General features: G+C 36.7%; 14 protein-coding genes. 6 read left to right on the top strand and 8 right to left on the bottom strand.

Annotated features, from left to right (window positions below):
- Nucleotides 1-115: 115 nt before the first annotated feature.
- Nucleotides 116-808, bottom strand: coding sequence for a lysophospholipid acyltransferase family protein (locus CW736_RS04095; RefSeq protein WP_101015024.1), 693 nt, complete (start codon nt 806-808; stop codon nt 116-118).
- Nucleotides 809-1,020: 212 nt separating this feature from the next.
- On the opposite strand from CW736_RS04095, the gene trpS reads away from it, so the two are divergent.
- Entirely contained in the window at nt 1,021-1,989 is a 969-nt protein-coding gene (trpS, locus tag CW736_RS04090; protein WP_101012694.1) for a tryptophan--tRNA ligase, read from the top strand.
- A gap of 236 nt (nt 1,990-2,225) precedes the next feature.
- Here trpS and CW736_RS04085 read toward each other — a convergent pair whose 3' ends face one another.
- The 4 genes from CW736_RS04085 to CW736_RS04070 all read right to left on the bottom strand — a co-directional run bounded on the left by CW736_RS04085 (nt 2,226) and on the right by CW736_RS04070 (nt 6,039).
- A complete protein-coding gene (locus CW736_RS04085) occupies nt 2,226-2,843 on the bottom strand; it encodes a deoxynucleoside kinase (protein WP_101012693.1) in 618 nt (205 codons plus the stop codon).
- 2 nt (nt 2,844-2,845) lie between these two features.
- Nucleotides 2,846-3,631: a hypothetical protein gene (locus CW736_RS04080; RefSeq protein WP_101012692.1), complete on the bottom strand. Its 786-nt coding sequence runs from the start codon at nt 3,629-3,631 to the stop codon at nt 2,846-2,848.
- A gap of 226 nt (nt 3,632-3,857) precedes the next feature.
- Nucleotides 3,858-4,544 (bottom strand): response regulator transcription factor, encoded by a 687-nt coding sequence (locus tag CW736_RS04075; protein WP_101012691.1) that lies wholly within the window; start codon nt 4,542-4,544, stop codon nt 3,858-3,860.
- Complete coding sequence (locus CW736_RS04070; RefSeq protein ID WP_101012690.1) at nt 4,537-6,039, bottom strand: sensor histidine kinase; 1,503 nt, start codon at nt 6,037-6,039, stop codon at nt 4,537-4,539. Before CW736_RS04070 ends, CW736_RS04075 begins: the two co-directional genes overlap by 8 nt.
- Before the next feature lie 118 nt (nt 6,040-6,157).
- On the opposite strand from CW736_RS04070, the gene CW736_RS04065 reads away from it, so the two are divergent.
- The 4 genes from CW736_RS04065 to hemW all read left to right on the top strand — a co-directional run bounded on the left by CW736_RS04065 (nt 6,158) and on the right by hemW (nt 12,425).
- Entirely contained in the window at nt 6,158-7,024 is an 867-nt protein-coding gene (locus CW736_RS04065; RefSeq protein WP_101012689.1) for a GLPGLI family protein, read from the top strand.
- Between the two features lie 99 nt (nt 7,025-7,123).
- Nucleotides 7,124-7,987 carry a GLPGLI family protein gene (locus tag CW736_RS04060; RefSeq protein WP_101012688.1) on the top strand — a complete coding sequence of 288 codons (864 nt, stop codon included), beginning with the start codon at nt 7,124-7,126 and terminating at the stop codon, nt 7,985-7,987.
- Nucleotides 7,988-8,064: 77 nt separating this feature from the next.
- Nucleotides 8,065-10,770: a carboxypeptidase-like regulatory domain-containing protein gene (locus CW736_RS04055; protein WP_101012687.1), complete on the top strand. Its 2,706-nt coding sequence runs from the start codon at nt 8,065-8,067 to the stop codon at nt 10,768-10,770.
- 521 nt (nt 10,771-11,291) lie between these two features.
- On the top strand, nt 11,292-12,425 hold the full coding sequence (gene hemW / locus CW736_RS04050; protein WP_101012686.1) for a radical SAM family heme chaperone HemW: 1,134 nt from the start codon (nt 11,292-11,294) through the stop codon (nt 12,423-12,425).
- Nucleotides 12,426-12,623: 198 nt separating this feature from the next.
- Here the strand turns inward: hemW and CW736_RS04045 are convergent, their stop codons facing one another.
- From CW736_RS04045 to CW736_RS04035, 3 genes are read right to left on the bottom strand one after another with little or no spacing between them, the layout of a single operon-like run.
- Nucleotides 12,624-14,090: an MBOAT family O-acyltransferase gene (locus CW736_RS04045; protein ID WP_198519339.1), complete on the bottom strand. Its 1,467-nt coding sequence runs from the start codon at nt 14,088-14,090 to the stop codon at nt 12,624-12,626.
- Entirely contained in the window at nt 14,087-15,463 is a 1,377-nt protein-coding gene (locus tag CW736_RS04040) for a LysM peptidoglycan-binding domain-containing protein (RefSeq protein WP_101012685.1), read from the bottom strand. The genes CW736_RS04045 and CW736_RS04040 overlap by 4 nt, the downstream gene beginning before the upstream one ends.
- A complete protein-coding gene (locus CW736_RS04035) occupies nt 15,460-17,052 on the bottom strand; it encodes a hypothetical protein (RefSeq protein ID WP_101012684.1) in 1,593 nt (530 codons plus the stop codon). Before CW736_RS04035 ends, CW736_RS04040 begins: the two co-directional genes overlap by 4 nt.
- Before the next feature lie 730 nt (nt 17,053-17,782).
- Here CW736_RS04035 and CW736_RS04030 point away from each other — a divergent pair.
- Entirely contained in the window at nt 17,783-20,809 is a 3,027-nt protein-coding gene (locus CW736_RS04030; RefSeq protein ID WP_101012683.1) for a SusC/RagA family TonB-linked outer membrane protein, read from the top strand.
- Nucleotides 20,810-20,821: the final 12 nt, after the last annotated feature.

The raw sequence follows: 20,821 nt of genomic DNA, 5'->3' as shown, positions 1-20,821 counted from the left end.
GTTAAGATTTTTCGTGAAAAAGGAAAAGAAGAATGTTGAGGGTGATTCATTTCAACTCAATTATTTGCAATGATGATGAGAAGCCGTTCCTGTGCCATGGAGCGGTTTTTCTGTTTTAAGAGGTTAGTGGTCCGTTTTCTAAGGAATGAAGAATGATGTTTCTGACGCTTTCGCGAAAGCGTACCTTATCTGCAGCAACACTCATACCTTTAGTATCTATAGCCTTATGCGTCTGTGCCCTCATCATTCCAGGGCCTCCTTTAAAAAAATGAAAAGGGAAACGTTTTTTATTATCAAATAAGGTAACCGGAAGAACAGGGATTTGATGCTCTATGGCGAGCCTAAATGCACCATCCTTAAAAGTATCTAGCACTATATTGAGATCGTCAGAAACGCCACCTTCTGGAAAGATGCATATACTTACGCCGTCCTGCATACGCTTTCTCGCGCGGTCAAAAACCTCTGTACGACTTTTAGGATTGTTTCTATCAACAAGGATACACGTGCGTTTATAGAAAAAACCAAAAACAGGAATTTTAGCCAGTTCTTTTTTTCCTACAAAAACAAAAGGATTCTTGGAGATCAGTAACATTATCATAATATCACTCATGCTCGTATGGTTGGCTACTAGCATATAACTTTGATCCTTTTTCATAGACTCGGCTCTTTTAATAGAGGGCCAAAACCCCATTCCAAATAGAATGATAGCTGCCCAAAACTGAGCAAATTTAAAAAATAGGGAATAAGTTTTTTCTGAAATGGTTAGAACCAATAGCAGCGGAAACAAAATAACAATAGGAATGCCCATCAGTATGTAAAACCATACACGGTATAAAGGCATTAATATGTAGCGTATCCATTTCAAGTTGTCAAAAATAGACGAATTTATCACTTAATAGGCACCTTATTTTAAGGATCTCACTTAAAACTAAAGACTTCCAGATTTTTAAGCGGTATTAATAGACATTCCTTTGTTGAGAATACGGATTACTAATTATCTTTGATCCTCAATTAAAAATAATGGCAAGAATACTTACTGGCGTTCAATCTACTGGCACACCTCATTTAGGAAATCTTCTAGGTGCTATTTTACCAGCGATAGAAATGTCCTCAGATGAAAACAATGATTCCTTTCTTTTTATTGCAGACATGCATTCTCTAACCCAAATTAAAGATGGAGAATTATTAAGAGAAAACACTTATTCTACTGCAGCGGCATGGCTGGCGTGCGGTCTAGACATCAGTAAAACGGTGTTTTATAGACAAAGCGATATTCCACAAGTAACAGAATTGAATTGGTACCTCGCTTGTTTTTATCCTTATCAAAGACTGACTCTTGCACATAGCTTTAAAGATAAAGCAGACCGACTTGAAGACGTAAATGCAGGCCTTTTTACTTATCCTATGTTGATGGCTGCAGATATTTTACTTTATGACGCAGAGGTCGTTCCTGTGGGTAAGGATCAATTGCAACACGTGGAAATAACACGTGATGTTGCGGGTAGATTCAATAATAAAATGGGGACTACTTTTATAGAGCCTGAGGCCAAAATCCAAAAAGACGGACTCCTCGTTCCTGGAACCGATGGCGGTAAAATGAGCAAGTCTAGAGGTAACATTATTGATATTTTCCAATCAGATAAAAACTTACGCAAGCAGTGTATGTCTATAGAAACCGATAGTACACCACTTGAAGAACCTAAAAACACAGAAACCTGTAATGTTTTTGCCTTATATAAATTAATTGCACCAGAGCAAAAGATTCAAGAAATGCGCAATAATTATGCTGCAGGAAATTATGGTTACGGTCATGCAAAGCAGGCATTATTTGAAGCACTTTGTGAACGCTTTAAGGAAGCTAGAGAACGTTACGACTACTTAATGGAGAATAGACACGAATTAGACATGGCGCTTGAAGAAGGAGCTTTTAAGGCGCGACATATTGCAGATAGTGTGTTGAAACGTGTGCGTTCTAAAGTTGGGTATTAAAAACCGATTTTGAATCAAGGAATTGAGGTGGTCCAGTAGCACCGCAACAAATTACTTTTGCTGTTTTCGCCTCTTGTATTTGACAATATCAGCTATGCCGTTAGAGAAAAGCCCAGTTGAATAGGGATAGGATTTAAATACGGGATTTGTGATTTTGAAAGCTGGAAAACCTTATAAATAACAAAGCCTGTTCTGGTAATTTAGAACAGGCTTTGTTTATTTTAATTCAGCAAATTTTAAGCAAAAAGCCCTGTCATCTCTGCATCTATTTTATTGATAACCTCTCCTAAATCTTCAGGATTATTGACAAAATCTATATCATCTACATCGATGATCAATAGATTCCCCTTCTTATAACCATGAACCCACCCTTCATAACGTTCGTTCAAACGGCTTAGGTAGTCTATAGAAATGCTGTTTTCATAATCGCGACCTCGTTTGTGTATTTGGTTCACTAGGTTAGGAATAGAACTGCGCAAGTAGATCAACAAATCTGGAGCAGCAACTACTTTTTCCATAAGGTCAAATAGGGAGCTGTAATTATCAAAATCACGTTGTGATAACAATCCCATCGCATGAAGGTTAGGAGCAAAAATGCTTGCGTCTTCATATATCGTCCGGTCTTGAATGATTTTTTTACCGCTTTCACGTATTTCCAAAATCTGACGGAAACGGCTGTTCAAGAAATATACCTGTAGATTAAACGACCAGCGTTCCATGTCTTGATAGAAATCTTCTAAATAGGGGTTTTCTAAAACATCCTCAAATTGAGGTGTCCATTTGTAATGTTTGGCAAGTAATTGAGTAAGCGTGGTTTTACCTGCGCCTATATTTCCAGCAACGGCTATATGCATGTTTAATTCTTAATGAGGTTGATGGTATAGACGTCTACACGTTTACCGGTCCAAATATAAAGTTTTCCATTCTTTAGATAAAGGGAATTCACTTCCTTTTCTGATATGCTTCTAGTGGTTATCTCGCTTTCGCGAAAGCGGTACTCTTTATCCATCCTCATCACTTTAACTTGATGATCCTTAAGGATAATAAGGCTTTCAAAATCATAATCAAGCAATGAGCCTTCTACAAATGGCATAGTGGCTGTTTTACTACCATAAGAATTATAAGTTTCTATGTAGTTTTTACTCACCACATGGCAAAAATTATAATCACTTAACAATTGAGAAATATCATCCTTTAAAACAGCCGTACTAATAAGCGTCCTGTTATTGATGTAATCATAAAGCTCTAGCCTATTTTGATCCAGATCGTGAAGCCAGAGCCTTCGTTCACCAGCAAGTTTGGCGTGTTCATAAAATCGAGAAGGAGAGAGTTGGTTTAATGAAATACGCTGCTTTTCATTAAGGCGGTTATCCAGTAATACAACAGTTTGAGTATCCTTATAAAATAATAAGATGCTCAAAGGATTGATTAAATCTACCTCGGTAAGATCCCCCAACAGTACATCATAAAACTGCTGAGTTTCTTTTCCTTTTTTCTTAATAAAAGCACCGTTTTTACCGTAATAAATCGCTGCGAAGTCGTCAACTCCATAAAAAGAGTCTGCCATGAGGTCAAAGCCTTTGTCAGTTTTTTGACCTTGTGCCATCATGCAAATAAAAAATAAGAAAAACGTCCACTTCATAAACAGCAAATTACAACTATGTGATGGATATTTCTAGCAATTCATTTAAATGCAGGAATCCGTGAATCAAGCAGTATGTGTTCTAAGAAAGTTTTTATACAGATGATCATCTGATCAGGAATAAACAGCTGTCATTTACGGCTAAGTGGATAGCTCGTCTAAAAATAGATACAGCCCTTGTGATAGCGTGTAGATTTTTTATCAAGAACTGAAAATCGGGTATAGTTTAAGGCGTTATTAACTTATAGCCGTAACCGCGCACATTTACTATTTCTAGTTCATCATCTAGTGCTAGTTTTTTGCGCAACTTTGTGATAAAGACATCCATACTACGACCAGAGAAAAAGTCGTCATTACCCCATAATTTTTTAAGAATAAAGGTGCGGTCTAACACTTTATTTTTCTTTAAAACTAAGTGATAGAGCAAATGTGCCTCTCTATGAGTGAGTTTTGTTACCTCTTCTTTATATATAAGATGCTGCTTGGGAAAATTAAAGGAATAGTCTCCTAATTCATAAATAGCAGCTGTTTTTTGAACGGTTTGCCTGCTGAGTAAACTCTCGATGCGCACAATGAGCTCTTCCATGGAAAAAGGCTTCTTAAGGTAGTCGTTACCGCCTACGTGAAAACCTTCCAAAACGTCTTCTGTCTGTGATTTTGCGGTCAGGAAAATGATGGGAATTTCCTCATTTTCTACTCGTATTTTTTTAGCCAATTCAAAACCATCTAATTTTGGCATCATTACATCTAGAACAAGAATATCGGGTTGTTTTTCATGAAATGCATCGAGCGCAAGAGCGCCATTTAATTCATGACGTACACTAAAACCTCGAGTTTCCAGACTTTCTTTAACGATCATTCCTAATGCAGGTTCATCTTCGGCAAGTATGATGTTTATAGTATCTTTATTCATAAGGCAAAGTGATTTTAAAAGAGGTTTGTGGTTGTACAGTTGCAGTAACGGTACCCTTGTGCTTTTCAATGATGGATTTTGTATAGAATAAACCTATCCCAAACCCTTTTACATCATGACGGTTTCCTTTCCCTACTCTGTAAAATTTATCAAAAATAAGTCGTACGTCTTTAGAACTCAAGTTTTTCCCATCATCAGTAACCGTTATACTTATAGATTCTGTATGCTTACGAAGGCTGACCTCAATCTGATCACCACCATATTTTATAGCATTATCAATAAGGTTGTTGATGGCATTTTCTAGATGAAAAGCATCGGCATTGAACACAACTCCTTTGCTTTCTTCTATAAAAGAGATCTTTTTAGAAGTTTGGTTTTGGTGTTTGTGTATAATTACTTCAATCAATTCATTGATCTCCACACCACTTTTTTGCAACATTAATTCGTCACTGTCCAAAGTAGCTGTTTCAAGGATGCGCTCTACCATACCATTAAGTTTCACGAGTTGCTCGCGGCCCATACTCAAATAACGATCTGTTTTATCTTGATCACCACTATTAGTAAAACTTTGAACACCTTCTAAGGCGGCGCTTGCAGTAGCGATGGGTGTTTTAAACTCATGAGTGATGTTAGAAATGAGATCGTTTTTCATCTCTCCCAACGCTTTTTGTTTTCTTATAATTTGTAACAGATAAAATAGGCAAAGAACTACTGCTGTGATAAGTAATGCACTGAGAATAATACCAGTTAGATTGAGTCTGTATATTTCAGGAGAAAGACCAGAATAACTCATTAGTAAACTGTCACCGCTTTTTAATAATTCTGAATTTGCTTTGAGGGTGTTTTTTTGAAGAAGATTATTATCGGTAGCTTTTACAATAGCAACATCGTGTGTGATATCAAGGCCTCGCAATTGAAGGTTTGCCGATATAAGACTATCCATACGTTTTAGATTCATTTGATCCTCTTGGATACTTACTACTATTTTGCTAGTCAGTGACGATATAGTCTCCTCTAGGTTGTGTTGATCAGAAAAAAAAGTTTCTACCTGCAACTCTTTAAAACTACCGTCAGGTTTCTGAATTTCATAATTGGGAAAATTCCACAAGTCCTCCATAGGTCTTATCCTATTGAGACTATCCATAGAGATGCCTTTGTAAATTCTGATTTCAGAAAGGTCACTGGTTGCCACGTTATCAAGGTTAAAACCTCGATATCCAGAGGCACGATTGACACTATCCATTCTTCTAAATATTTTGTCAAACTCTGCCTTTCTATTAGTAGTCTCATCAACGATGATTCCTAAATTATTTCTTTTAATCAGTTGTTCATAATAAACATCTACACTCTTATCCAGACTCATTTGCAAGTCAGAAACCAGTACTCTTTTAGACTCCTGGAAATTGTTGTAATTCCAGTACAGTTGTATGGCTAGCGTAGCGGCGATGACCACACTTATCAGGACAAGAATAAAGTGATATTTTCTATCATTCATAATTCAAAGGTGCGCTATTCCCTCTACAGTAGGAAGTCGGTTAACAAATATTAACGCAGCATAATAGATGTAACTATAAAAATAGTTCATATTTGAATGATCTTAAAACCCATTTGACATGAAAAAATATAGGCTTAGTATGCTCCTTTTTGTTGTTCTCGCTTTCGCGAAAGCGTATACTTTACAAGCGCAACAAGACTTTACTGGAATCGCTCATTATCAAAGTAAGATGACGTTAGAAAAGCCCAAGGATAGTTCCAGTATGTCAAAAATGGATCCTGCTATGCGCAAAATATTCAATGAAGCCATGAAAAAAGCGGGCGAGGCAGAATTCACGTTAAAATTTTCTCGCACCGAGTCACTCTATGAAAAAGTGCAGGCATTAGCTGCTCCTAAAAAGCCTAGTAATGGTATGAGTATAGAAGTTTCATTCTCTGGAAATGGAGATACTTATGGAACCACTTATAAAGATCTCAATGCGCAAAGCTTTTTAAGAGAAGATCAAATTCAAGGAAAGGAATTTCTGGTTACTGATAAAATTGAACCACTAGCCTGGAAAGTAACTGGAGAGAAAAAGATGATAGGAAAGTACAATGTGATGAAAGCAACCTATACCTACCCTAAAAAAGAAAAGAAGGAAAAAGAGAAGAAAGTAGAGGAAGAAAAAGAAACGGGTTTACTCGGTATGGTCGAGGATAAAGATAAAGTTGTGACCGCTTGGTTTACCATGGATATTCCCATAAGTAATGGACCTGGAATTTATCAAGGTTTGCCTGGATTGATCTTGGAATTGAATGAAGGGAACATCACTATTCTTTGTAATAAGATCGAGATGAACCCAGAGGACTTTGAAATTAAGAAACCTAAAAAGGGCAAAGAAATTTCTTCCAAGGATTTTGATGAGTTACAAGAGAAAAAAAATAAAGAGATGAGAGAGCGTTTTAATAGCGGCCGCGGCGGGGACGTATTTATACAACACAATTAATGGTTTTGTTAAAGTTGTCTTAACTTGAAACTAATCCATTTTTACCCAGTCTTATTCGAGGACTTACTAATTGGAGTCTGCATTAAAATCAAATCAAAGATGAAAAAATCAATTTTATTAACGCTTGCTATAATTTTTACTGGAGTCTTAAATGCTCAGGAATTTTATGGTGAGGCGACTTACATGTCTAAGACTAAAACAGATATGAGCTGGATGCCAGAAGGTCGTGAGATGTCTCCACAACAAAAAAAGCGTATTGAGGAGCGTATGAAGAAAATGGGTGAAAAGACTTATGTGTTGAAATTCAACCGTAATGAATCTATTTATAAAGAAGAAAAAGAGCTTTCGGCACCTGGGCAAGGTGGTGGTATGGGAAACTTTATGGGGACTTCTATGGGTGGAGAGAAATATAAAAACCTAAAAGAAGGTCAGTGGATCGAACAACGTGACATGATGGGAAAAATGTTTTTAATAAAAGACAGTATTCCGCAATTAGAATGGAAAATCACAGGTGAAACTAGAATGATAGGCCAGTATCAAGCGATAAAAGCAGTAGCATATAAAAAGAACAATGAACTGGACTGGTCTTCCTTTAGAAGACGTAGAGGTGATAGTGCAGAAGAAAAGAAAAAGGACAGCCTAGCACTTGCAAATGGCAATATAGAAGAGGTTTTTGAACAAGACCCACAAGTAGAAATTACCGCATGGTTCACACCTCAGATTCCAGTGCAGCATGGCCCTGCAGAGTACGCAGGTCTTCCAGGGTTAATTCTTGAAGTAAGTGCTGGAAATACTACATTACTTTGTAGTAAGATCGAAGTCAACCCAGAAGAAAAAGAGGATATCAAACCTGCTACTAAAGGAAAAGAAACTACCGAAGAAGAATACAATAGCCTATTCAAAGAAAAAATGAGAGAAATGTCAGAGCGATGGGGTCGCGGCAGACGCGGTCGTGGAGAGTAATAGATACTATTAAATACTATTGATATGCGAGAGTATGCTAACCACTGTTCTCGCATTTTTTAATCAAAAAAACTAAAATGAAAAAAAACTTACTCTTAACACTTCTAGCTTGTTTTGTATTTTACCTAGCCGGAGCTCAGTCAGTAAAAATAACTGGTGTAGTAGTAGATAGTGCGGGCACACCACTTCAAATGGCTAATGTAATTGCTTATCAAAAGGATAAGAACTTAGGCGCTTTTGGTATTACTAATGATGCGGGAAAATACCAACTACGCAATCTTAAAAAAGACAGCACTTATGTTCTTAAAGTATCTTTTTTAGGCCTTAAAACCATCGTAGATACCGTAAAAAACATTCAAGATGACCTAATGAAAAATTATGTCATGCTAGAAGATGAAAACATGCTAGATGCGGTCAACATCGTTTATGACATGCCCGTATCTATCAAAGGAGATACTATTATTTATAATGCAGACAGTTTTACAAACGGTACAGAGCGTAAATTAGGTGATGTCCTTCAAAAACTTCCAGGAGTCGAGGTAAATGAAGATGGAGATATTCAAGTAGAGGGAAAAACAGTCGAGCGAGTTTTTGTAGATGGAAAAGAGTTCTTTGAAGGAGACTCCAGGTTGGCCACAAAAAACATTCCTGCAGATGCAGTTGGGAAAGTTGAGGTATTAAAAAACTTTAACAATCAAAGCCAGTTGAAAGGACTCGGGAATGATGATGATCGCATTGCGATTAACATTAGATTAAAAGAAGGAAAGAAGAATTTCTGGTTTGGAGAAGTTACTGGTGCGATAGGTCAAGGTGACGATGCAGTGCGTTATCAAGCAAAGCCTAAAGCTTTTTATTACAGTCCAGATGTTTCTATAAACATTCTTACAGATTTTAATAATCTAGGATTACAGTCATTTACATTTAGAGAATACTTGCGTTTTACAGGTTTTAATAGAGGTAATACTAGAGCTTCTGGATCTACTATAAATGTAGGAGTAGGCGCAGGAGGAATTTTAAACCTTCAAGCAAATCGTGCTAAAGAAATCGAAAGTAAATTTGGTGCATTTAATGGCTCATGGCAAGTAAATAAAGCTCTAAGTTTAGATGGGTTTGCTATTTTCTCAAGTACCGATACGGAACAAGAAACTACAGCAAGCAGAACATTTATTGAGACTGGCGTTGTGGAAAATACGGAAGACAGATCCTTTCAACGCAATCAAATAGGGATTTTCAAATTAGGAGCAGATTATAAGCCTAATGAAAATTTTACTTTTGAATATGATGGTCAGGTAAATTTAAGTGATGTAACTCAGTTCAATGATTTTACTTCTTCTCGTAGTGGTTTTGTAGAAGATATCGATCAAAACGAATCTCAAAAACCTATTACATTAGATCAATCGATAAACATGTATTATACATTGAGCGATAAAGACATTTTTGCTTTAGAAGCTAGGTATGTAGATGCAGAGGAAGATCCTTTTTATAACGCTATTAGAGACCGTCAAGGCATACAAGATCCAGAGCCTTTTAGTGGAAATTTAGGACTCGACCCAGCAGACCCATACAATATCAATCAACAAAAATTTGTGGAAAGCCAAAAATTAGACGCTAAGGTGGACTATTGGAGAGTATTGAACAAGAAAAGTAACATCAACTTTACAGTCGGAACATCTATTGTAAATCAAGATTACAACACCAACATCTTTCAAATACGTAACGACGGCTCTCAAAATGACCTTACAGATCCGGCTTTAGGAAACGATGTGAATTATAAATTCAGAGACCTATTCGGTGCGGTGCATTATAAGTTCATTACGGGTAAATTCACTATAACGCCAGGAGTAACAGCCCATAGTTTTCATATAGAAGACACTCAGCTAGATAACACTAACGAGTTAGATTTTCAAGAAATCCTTCCAGATTTTAATGTGCGTTTTGCCTTAAGATCTAGTGAAAACATCAATTTTGATTACCGTAGGACCGTAAGTTTTACAGATGTTGAGAATTATGCATTAGGAACAGTTTTTAATAACTACAACTCCTTATTTAGCGGTAATAACCAATTAACTGGTGCTTTAAACGATCGTTACAGTTTAAATTACTTCAATTTTAATATGTTTAATTACACAAATATACGTGCGCAACTTTCTTATTCAAAAACTACAGATGCGATACAAAGCAGTGTAAATATTGAAGATATTAACCAGCAAAGTAACTTGATAAATTCCCCATTTGCAAATGAAACTGCGAGTGGTTCTGGTAGTTTTTCTAGAGAATTTGGAAAAATTAGAGCCAGTGTAAATACAAATCTGAGTTGGAGTACATTCAACAACATTATTAACGGTAATGCCAGAGAATCACAAAACATCAATCATGGTTATGGTGTAAGTGCAAGAAGTAATTATAAAGAGGGAGTCAACTTTGATGTAGGTTATAATATAGCATTTAATAACTCAGATAACGGTGGGCAAATTAATGATGCCACCACACAAACCATTACCTTAAATACCGACTGGCAAATTAATAAAGCGTGGTTCTTTGATGTAGATTATGATCTGAACCTCTTTAGAGCCTCAGGTGATGTGAGCAATAATTACGATTTCTTAGAAGCCGCCTTATTTTATAACAAGCCAGATTCTAAATGGGAATATAAAGTTGCAGCTACTAACTTGCTAAATACAGAGGCATTGAATAACAACTCTTTTGGTCAGATTGCTACTAGTACTCAGTTTTATACGGTGCAACCACGTTATGTGTATTTACAAGTGAGATATGATTTGTAAGGATTCAACTCCATTAACTTTAAAGCAGCTCTTGATTCAAGAGCTGCTTTTTTATTGGGGAAGCTGGACCATCTACCTTTTGCTAAAACAGAATAACTTCTATATGGATACTAACGGGTGATGCATCAAAACATTGGATTTGTTATAGTCAATCCATCTTAACAATACAGTTAATTATATTAAACCTATCTACAAATGATAGTATGAAAATATTTTTATAGCTACGTATTCTATTCATTATTGCTATCACGATAGCACAGGAATTTACTGATGCTCGTGTCAAAGAATTCATCCAGCAGTATCGAGAATTGGACTCTGGTCCTTAAAAAGCATCAACTGGTTTTGTCCAGACGGCAGTGTTAGAGACTCCAGAGACCACTGCCCTGAGCTTAAAAGGGAACATATGATCAACGACAAGGATCCTGAATATAGATTTAGGGTATTACATAACACCCTAATAAAAACACATTTTGTCGGAAGGGCCTTATTTTACTAGTGTTTTAAGACTTACTTTTGTTGCAATGAGCGGTATTTATATACATATTCCATTTTGCAAACAGGCTTGCCATTATTGTGACTTCCATTTTAGCACTAATTTGAAGCACAAGACCAATATAATTGACGCTATTTGTGATGAGTTAAGCTTTCGCGAAAGCGAGTTTAAAAACACCACTGTGCAAACAATTTATTTTGGAGGAGGAACTCCTAGCGTTTTAGAAGTTGAAGAGATAGAAAAGATCATCCAAACTGTTTTTGATCACTACGCCGTGGGAGCACATCCAGAAATTACTCTGGAAGCAAACCCTGATGATTTGACCGAAGAAAAACTCATTTCTTTTTCAAAAACACGCGTCAACCGACTGTCTATAGGTGTCCAAAGCTTTTTTGAAGAAGATCTCCAACTGATGAATCGCGCGCATAATGCTACCGAAGCTCACCAATGCATCGAGCAAGCAGTGCGCTATTTCCCTAATATTTCTATTGACCTTATTTATGGAATTCCTGGAATGAGCAGTGAAAGATGGCGAGATAATCTAAACAAAGCCATAGATTTAAAAGTGCCACATATTTCTAGTTATGCACTTACTGTGGAAGAAAATACAGCCCTTAAATCCTTTATAGAAAAAGGAATTGTACCTCAAGTAGAAGATGAGGTGGCACAAGAACATTTTGAGATACTGCTGGATGTCATGGAGTTGCATCATTTTAAAAATTATGAATTCTCCAATTTTGGTAAGGAAGGTTTCTTCTCCCAAAACAACACTGCTTACTGGACCGGTAAAAGTTATATAGGTATAGGGCCCAGTGCACACAGCTTTGACGGTAAAAGACGTGGCTGGAATATCAATAACAATGTGAAATATATGAAGTCCATTCAGGCAGGAGAGTTGCCTATGGAAACCGAGGAGCTGACTTTGGTAGATCGTTATAATGAATACATCATGACGGGCTTGCGAACTATTTACGGTGTTTCTCTTCAGAAAGTAGAAACAGATTACGGACTAAGCTTTAAAGAATATCTTTTAAAACAAGCCGCAGATTATTTAAATGACCACTTGCTCTACCTAGATGGCGATACCTTGTTAGTTACCAGGAAAGGTAAGTTCCTTAGTGATGGAATAGCAAGTGAATTGTTTATGGTGAATTTGAGTTAAGTACTTCTGAGTTTTCATTCTCGATTTGTATGGGACCTAATTGTTTTTTTATAGACATACTTGAACTATAGTTGATCCTCTCAGAATATTTAAGATTAAAAATAACTGCTGAAATTGAAATTTATCTGAGGGCCTTATGTATCTGACTTTTAAATGCAAAGGATAAATAGGATGGAAGAATCTTATTGGACTTCAATTTTAAAACTGAAAATAAATAAAAGGTTGCACTTCACTACTCGCCGTTGCACTTATTACCCAGATGACAGCAGCAAACAAAACCATTTTCCCAACTAGTGGAATTCTATGAAATAATTCCAGTTGTTTGTTTTGTACTTTTTGAGGTATAAAATGCCACAGATAACCTATCAATAAAACGATAGCTATATTTTGATAACCTCTTAATACTGCCCACCAAACCTCAGGATTCCATTCTATGTTGCCTATATTAGAAATCACGTTCAAGGCATTGCTAAAGTCTGATGCTCTAAAGAAAATCCAACAAAAAGCTACAAAGTGAAACGTCAGTATTCCTGCGATGAGTTTTAAAGGAAAACTCTTGCTGGTTAATTTTGGGATGTTGAAGGCCTTTTCTATCGCGAGGACGGTTCCATGCATCGCTCCCCAAAGAATAAATTTCCAAGAGGCACCGTGCCATAATCCACCCAGTAACATGGTCATAAAAAGATTGAAGTACATGCGTATCTTACCCTTGCGATTCCCGCCCATAGAGATGTAGAGGTAATCTCTTAACCAGCTCGAAAGAGAAATATGCCACCTGCGCCAGAATTCAGTAACGCTAGTACTTTGATATGGTGTTCTAAAGTTGGGAGGTAATTTAAAACCCATCAAAAGTGCAAGACCTATAGCAATGTCGGAATAGCCGGAGAAATCGCAATAAATCTGTAGAGTATATCCATAAACGGCAAGCAAGTTTTCAAAAGCGGAGTAATTATCTGGAAATTCAAAAACACGGTCTACAAAATTTACGCTTATGTAGTCAGAGATGAGCGTTTTTTTGAGTAGACCTCCCATAATCAGAAAGAGGGCATAGCTCAACTCTTTTTTGGAAAGTTGTAGCTTTTCATAAATCTGCGGTATAAAATCTTTTGCTCTTACAATAGGTCCCGCAACTAATTGTGGGAAAAAGGAAACAAAAAACATAAAATCCCATACGTTTCTAGCCGGTTCTAACTCTTTTCTATAAATGTCTATGGTATAAGACATGGTTTGAAAAGTGTAAAATGAGATACCTATAGGTAGAAAAATAGTTCCAAAACTTAAATCACCTGAAAACAGTGCATTAAAATTATCGGCAAGGAAGCCGGTGTATTTAAAGTAAGCGAGCAGGCCTAAATTGATGATACAGGAAAGGATAAGCAGCCATTTTCTTCTGCCTTTATGATTGCTTTTGTAAATAAGCTCAGCGATGTAATAATCTACAAACGAAGAAAATATGAGCAGTATAAAATATACCCCACTGCATTTGTAATAGAAAAACAGAGAAAAGGCGATGACATATAAGATGCGCATTCTACGAGCATGGCTCATAAAAATATACAACAGATAAAAACCTAGAAACAGGTATAAAAATGCCTCACTATTAAATAGTAAGGGACTTTGTGGATCATAATTTAACCAGTTCCATATGTCATTCCATTCCATCATTTTTTATAGTCGGCATAGGAGTTAAAGAGGGACTCTACTAGTAGTAGGGCTTGTAGCTGGTAGCCTTTTTCTAAGAAATGAATTTTATCACTCGAGGTTAAGTTGGCATCGTACCAATAAGGCATCGCGTTACTCGTTTTAGAAACCGAATGTAAATCGTAGAATGCCCAAGAATTCAAGTTTGCAAAGACGCCCATCTCATAGGCATATGCTGTTGCGGTATAATTGATTTGTTGGCGATTCTTCATGGATGGAGGTGGGCTGGTTAACAAAACACTTCCCGTCATGCCGCGTTTGATCATTTCGCGGTTGAATACGTCCATAGCAGACTTCAGTTTTTCTTCTGTATATGGGTCATAAAAACTTTCGTTAGTTCCTAAAGAGATGATGATCAAGTCAGGATTTAAGGCCGCTATCTGATCAAAAAATCTAGGAAACATATTATAATCACTAAATTTTGTCCCGTTGACACCTATGCCGTGAAAGTTGACACCTTTCTTTCCAGTGCTCAATAATAGTCCATCGAGCAGGTATTTTGATTCCTTTTGAGCAGGTCTTAAATAAAGTTGATGTACTCTTGGAGGAATTTGGTAAACGATTCCATCGACAGAAGTAAGGTCGGTAAAACTAGTGTTAGACATTATTTGATTTTGTGCGCTGCCCGTTGGTATTTGAAGGGTCTGTCCGGCCCTTAAATTAGCATTGTTCATTCCGTTTACCTGTTGTATTTTCTGTACAGAAGTATGGAATTGAGCTGCGATTTTACCTAGATAATCCCCAGGCGCTACTTTATAGGTTTTGTTCGTGTTGACTTGTTGGAGAAGGTCGCTTTTATCAGCTAGGCTCAGTTTAAAACGTTCGGGATGTGGTGAAACGATTTTGATTTCAGTCAAGTCCTCTAATGTTTCACCCAGATTGATTTCCATAAGAAAATCACTGTCTGTGGTCTCCAGGTTAATACCGCTTAGGCCTACATCATCACCACCATTACTTTTCACATTGCGTACTGCCTTCCAATCGCCGCTTGCTTTAAACTTTACATCTACTGCCCCATTAGTACCAGCAACTCGATAAGGGAATACAAAGCCACGACCTGCATTACCAAATTTATTTTGCAAGCCTTGTCTTATATATTGCGGGAAATAAGGTCCTTGAACATGAGAGTCGCCTATTTGAATTACGGTTACTTGACTTCTATTCCCGCTTTCTAGTTCTTGGAGTTTTTGAAAAAAATCATTCAATACCAAGGGGTTCTTCAACTCCTGAAAACTGCGATCTATCAATAAGGGATTGATTTGTAAATCATCTATTTGCTGTCCGTGTGATATTAATGTCAGAAGACTGAACCATAAAAATATATAAGATTTGATCATGGTTTCCGTAGGTTTGGAATGCTGTCGTGTACAGTTTTTATCGTTGCGCTATCTGTTTTTTGCTGCAGGGCAATTTGTTGTGTTCTCGCTTTCGCGAAAGCGGAATAACCATCCATCAATTCTCCATAGATCATGCGTCCTATTTTACGAGAACCTTGAGGGCTAAAATGGGTATAATCATTGTTAGCCAGTTTTTGATCTGTCCAGATAGGCATGGAATTTACACCCCCCATAAGATGGAAAAGGCTTATAAAACTGGACTCCGTTTTTAAAGCATAGTCTTGTTGGGACCGCAATAACTTTACGACACTACTATCTGTTTTTACAGCACCTTGAAACTTAGTCCCTTTATCTGCGGTTCCTAAAATCAAAATATCAGCTTCTGGGAAAGCCTGTTTTAAATGGGTTACTACTTTAGTCATGCGGCTCTTATACCAATTGTAGTTTTTAGATTTTATAGCGAGAACATTGGCGCCAAACTGAAGGATGATCAAGTCATAACTGAAGTTCTTATCAAACCTCTGCATTTGAGAAATATCTAATAAACTCAATGGTAATCCAGAATTACCACGGTTAGAAAAACCGTCCACCGCTATTCCTGTATGGTTTGAAAAATCGACTCCGTATATAGGAGTGTTTTGTGCATTTGAAAAATCCAATTCAATTTTGCGGAGGTTATTAGTAGATATAGTTGTTGAATTCATGCTAAGGGAACCGTTTAACGCAATAAAAGTAGCACTACTGTCTTTTTCTTCGGTCACTTTAAGGAAGGCATTTTCATTACCAGTTCCGTAAAAAAGACGTGGCGAGTTGAGTCGGTAAGCATTTTTAATACCACTGGCGAGGTAGGTTACACGAGCGGTGGAGTCTGCTGGAAAAAAAACACCACCATTTATTCCATATGGAATACTGTCTGCTCTACCTTTCATAAAGTTTTCCTGCCTCCAGTTACCTTGGGTATAATGCTTTATAGAGTAACGAGTTCGAGCACTTTCTGATTCTATAGGCACAAAGCCTACACCACGACCGCCAAAATGGCTTTGTAAGGCACTTCTAAAATCTTGCACAATCAAATCGCCATCAATCATGGAATCACCGTAATAAGCGATGCGTACTTTACCTTCCTTAGATTGATCGAGTTCGTAAAGCTTTTCAAAAAAACGAGTTAAATGTTGGATGCCCGTATAACTTTTTAAAGTCATAGTTTTTGGAATAGTAACAATACTTGATGAGTCTGTTGGATGTTCTAAGTTAAAATCAAAATCGGCAGTATTTATAAGGTTTTGATAGGAGGTATTTTTCACCGTTTCCAATGAAGGCAGACTAGAAAGAGGATTTATTGAGTTTATAGGTTTGGTTATAGGTTTTATTATTTGATTGGAATCTTTAGTGTCTGTTATAGTGTCTGTCACAAGATCTAAGTCTTTCATTGCTTTGATCATAAGACTGTCTACTACAATAGGAGCAGAGCTATTGTGTTCCACAAACATTTTACTTGGTAAATAGGGTTTTGTCAAATAGAACAGAAGCCCACCAAGTGCGATGACGAAAAAAGCAAAGTAGAATTGTTTTTGTTCTTTAAAGTGCATTTAATACCAAATCTTAAATCAAAGATGCATGAGAAATGAACGCTTTTTAGAGGCGTTTTATTGGATTGCAATTTAAGAGAATCCCTGAAAACTAAATAGTAAAGTATCTTTAGTTTACGAGTTTTCCTAATTAATAGGACATTGCTAATTCAATTCTGTACATATGGGTTTGCTATGATTAACTTTTGTAGGTAAATTTTGGAGCTAGATATCTCTAAGCCTATGCAGCGCTTGGTCTTCATTCTATTTGTACTAATAAAAATGTCGGAGGGTCAAAATAAGCTGTAAAAGCTTTAATTAGTTATTGGGAATTATAGATACTGTAAACTTTGAGTACAAGGGATTTATAATTATTGTAACGCAAAAGGGTCGTGATTTGCATTTTAAGTCTTAACAGTTCTCAACCTTTTTTAAAGAAGATGTTAATAGGAACAGCTTTTAGAACGCTCTATCTGCTTACAACTAAAAAAATAAATGGTTACATTCTAATTAGTCTGTACTATACATTACCACATCATATGATCAATTTAAGTTAAATTTGGTGCTTATAGATATATATAAAACACAATAAATCAATAGATTAGTTGGATTATGTTAAAGTAGTACTATTGGTGTAACGGATTTATTCACAAATTCAGATATCTTTTTTACATTTGGATTCTAACTTTAAGAGGATCTTAACCTACAACGTTATAGAGACTCTTTAAAATTATGAAATAAATAAATTTTCATGAATAAATTTACACTTTTAATATTTTACTTTATCGCAGCTTTGAGCTTTGCGCAAGAAGGTATCATCTCAGGAAAGGTTCTTGAACAATCTACTGGAGAGGCTTTATTAGGAGCCACTGTTCTGAACTTAAATACTAATAAGGGAACTACCACCGATTTTGACGGTCTATTTACGATAGCAGCGTCATCAGGAGATATTCTTAAGTTTTCCTATATAGGAACACTTCCTCAACAGGTTACTGTTGTTAACAGCGATTTTATTACGGTCTCTTTGTTGGAAGATGTTGCTGCACTTGAAGAAGTCGTAGTTATAGGATACGGTACACAGGCCGTTAGAGAAGTAACCGGAGCGGTAAGTATAGTGGACAGTAAGGTAATTGAAAACTTGAAGCCTACTAGAGTAGAGCAAGCACTTCAAGGACAAGTTGCCGGGGTTAATGTGACCTCTTCATCTGGATCACCTGGAGCAGGATTAAATATCAGAATACGTGGTATTTCTACTAATGGGGATAGCCGTCCTTTAATCTTGGTAGACGGAAACATTATTGAAGACCTGAGCGTGATCAACCCTGGGGATATCGAAAGCTTGTCTGTTTTAAAAGATGCAACAGCTGGTATATATGGAGTACGAGCGGCAAATGGGGTGATTATTATTACTACTAAACGTGGTCGTAAAAATCAACCCTTAACTGTTGACTACAATTCGTGGGGTGGTTTCCAAGAAACTACGAGAAGACTTCCTACATTAAATTCTCAGCAATATGCGTTGATTAAAAATGAAGCTTTTGCTAATAATGGCGAGGCGTTGCCTTTTACTGATATATCTAATCTCACAAATACTAATTATCAAGATGAAGTATTTGATGATGCATTTATTGTCAACAACGACATTTCTATACGAGGTGGGACTGAAAAATCTACTTATGCTTTTGGAGTGTCGGTTTTAAATCAGGATGGTATAGTAGGTAGTGATAAGTCTGATTTTGATCGTTTTACAATGCGTGGGAACTTTGATCATAAATGGACTAAAAACCTGGAAATGAAAACAGGTTTCCTTTATTCTTACACGAGTAATAAGAACATCAACGACGGTGGTCTAGGATCTGTTCTTTTTAACGCATTAAACATGGCGCCTACGATACCGGTTAGAGATCAAGCTGGAGAATTCTCATTGGCAGAAGGTTTGGGAAATGAAGTTATAAATCCAGAAGCACAACTGGCAAATACCTTTAATAAAAATAAAGTAGGTAAGATCAGTGGTAACTTTGGACTGACCTATTCCTTTTTAGATCATTTTGAAGCTACAGCTCGTATACAAGCTAATTATTCAACGTCTTATGGGAACAATTTTAATCCTAGAGCATTTTATGGTTCAGGAAAAGTCTTTAATCTTACGGAGAATGTTTATAGTGAGTATGAGAATTTCTTTAGTGATTATACTTATGATGCATTTCTAAAATATGACAACACCTTTGCTGATAAACACAATGTAGAGGCTACGCTAGGTATGAGTGCCTTTAGAACACGAGGTGACTTTAATGATCTTACTGGATTTGGTAATGTAAGTAATGATTATAATGAAGTGAGTATTGATGGAGCTGTTCGTGTTATCGATGGAGATCTTAATGGAGCGCGTCGTTTTGACCAGCGTTTACTTTCTCATTTTCTTCGTGTTCAGTACGATTACAAGGGCAAGTATTTGCTTTCAGCGGTTGTTAGACGCGATGGTAGTACCATATTTGGCCCTGAAAATAGATTTGGTATCTTTCCTACAGGAAGTTTAGGTTGGATAGCTTCTGATGAAGACTTTTTAAAAGATAGTAAGGTTTTTGATTTCCTTAAAGTACGGGCATCTGCTGGTATTATTGGAAACGACCGTATTCCTGCATTTGGGTTTGTTTCACTGCTTACCGGTGAAGGACAATATGTATTTAATGGACAAATTGCCAACGGAACCGCTAGTGGAGCTTTGAGCAATCCAGAAATTAAGTGGGAAGAGCAGTTTTCTACTAACGTAGGGTTGGACATGAAATTTTTATCATCCAAGTTAAATGTGACTCTTGATTATTACAATAAAGAGACGAATGACTTATTGATTGCGCCTGCAGTATCTGGAATATTAGGTTCTGGAGCGCCTGGGTCAAGCGCACCATTCATAAATGGAGGTGATATACGTAATCGTGGTCTTGAATTCTCTGTGGGTTACTCAGATCAGCTTACAGATGATTTTAGTTTTAACGTGAGTTACAACGTGGCGACTCTTGACAATGAAGTGCTTTCTGTAAACAATGAAAATGGTTTTATTGAGGCCGGAGTGTTTGGTGTTGGTCAACTGCCTATTACTAGAATGCAAGAAGGATATACTATTGGATATTTTTATGGGTATCAAACTGACGGAATATTTCAAAATGCTGCCGAAGTTGCAGCGCATCCATCTCAAATTGCTTTAGGAGCTAATGCGCAACCTGGTGATTTCAGATATAGGGATTTAAATAATGACGGTGTTATAGATACCGATGACCGAACAGAACTAGGTGATGCGTTACCAGATTTCACTATGGGTTTAAATCTTAGTTTCAATTATAAAAACTGGGACGTACAAACTTATTTATTCGCTTCTATAGGGAATGAAATGGTACGTAATTATGAACGTAATCAACCTTTAACCAATTTAACAACTAATGCATTAGGCCGTTGGACGGGTGAAGGATCAACCAATTCTGTGCCGCGAGTGACTACAGGAGCGACTGCAAATCAAGTGTTTTCAGACTTTTTTGTAGAAGACGCCTCTTTTTTAAGAGCTCAAAACATGCAAATTGGTTACACTTTAAACGAATCGGCACTTGATAATCTTAAATTGAGTAAATTAAGAGTTTATGCCTCTGTTAATAATGCATTTACGCTTACAAAGTATAGAGGTTACGATCCTAGTGCAAGTTCAGGGGATCCTTTATCAAGTGGTATAGACAACGGTTTTTACCCAGTGGCAAGAACCTTTTTAGTTGGAATAAACGCAAAATTTTAAAAAATAATCAAG

Source organism: Nonlabens sp. MB-3u-79, assembly GCF_002831625.1.
Lineage (GTDB): Bacteria > Bacteroidota > Bacteroidia > Flavobacteriales > Flavobacteriaceae > Nonlabens.
Note: the sequence above shows the minus strand (reverse complement) of the source record. Positions and strands in the feature narration are given on the sequence as shown.

Excerpts from the sequence above, each read along its gene's own strand:
- CW736_RS04095 (WP_101015024.1), bottom strand. The coding sequence starts at position 808 with ATGGGCATTCCTATTGTTATTTTGTTTCCGCTGCTATTGGTTCTAACC.
- CW736_RS04055 (WP_101012687.1), top strand. The coding sequence starts at position 8,065 with ATGAAAAAAAACTTACTCTTAACACTTCTAGCTTGTTTTGTATTTTAC.
- CW736_RS04080 (WP_101012692.1), bottom strand. The coding sequence starts at position 3,631 with ATGAAGTGGACGTTTTTCTTATTTTTTATTTGCATGATGGCACAAGGT.
- CW736_RS04085 (WP_101012693.1), bottom strand. The coding sequence starts at position 2,843 with ATGCATATAGCCGTTGCTGGAAATATAGGCGCAGGTAAAACCACGCTT.
- CW736_RS04070 (WP_101012690.1), bottom strand. The coding sequence starts at position 6,039 with ATGAATGATAGAAAATATCACTTTATTCTTGTCCTGATAAGTGTGGTC.
- hemW (WP_101012686.1), top strand. The coding sequence starts at position 11,292 with ATGAGCGGTATTTATATACATATTCCATTTTGCAAACAGGCTTGCCAT.
- CW736_RS04040 (WP_101012685.1), bottom strand. The coding sequence starts at position 15,463 with ATGATCAAATCTTATATATTTTTATGGTTCAGTCTTCTGACATTAATA.
- CW736_RS04060 (WP_101012688.1), top strand. The coding sequence starts at position 7,124 with ATGAAAAAATCAATTTTATTAACGCTTGCTATAATTTTTACTGGAGTC.
- CW736_RS04035 (WP_101012684.1), bottom strand. The coding sequence starts at position 17,052 with ATGCACTTTAAAGAACAAAAACAATTCTACTTTGCTTTTTTCGTCATC.
- CW736_RS04045 (WP_198519339.1), bottom strand. The coding sequence starts at position 14,090 with ATGATGGAATGGAATGACATATGGAACTGGTTAAATTATGATCCACAA.
- CW736_RS04030 (WP_101012683.1), top strand. The coding sequence starts at position 17,783 with ATGAATAAATTTACACTTTTAATATTTTACTTTATCGCAGCTTTGAGC.
- CW736_RS04065 (WP_101012689.1), top strand. The coding sequence starts at position 6,158 with ATGAAAAAATATAGGCTTAGTATGCTCCTTTTTGTTGTTCTCGCTTTC.
- trpS (WP_101012694.1), top strand. The coding sequence starts at position 1,021 with ATGGCAAGAATACTTACTGGCGTTCAATCTACTGGCACACCTCATTTA.
- CW736_RS04075 (WP_101012691.1), bottom strand. The coding sequence starts at position 4,544 with ATGAATAAAGATACTATAAACATCATACTTGCCGAAGATGAACCTGCA.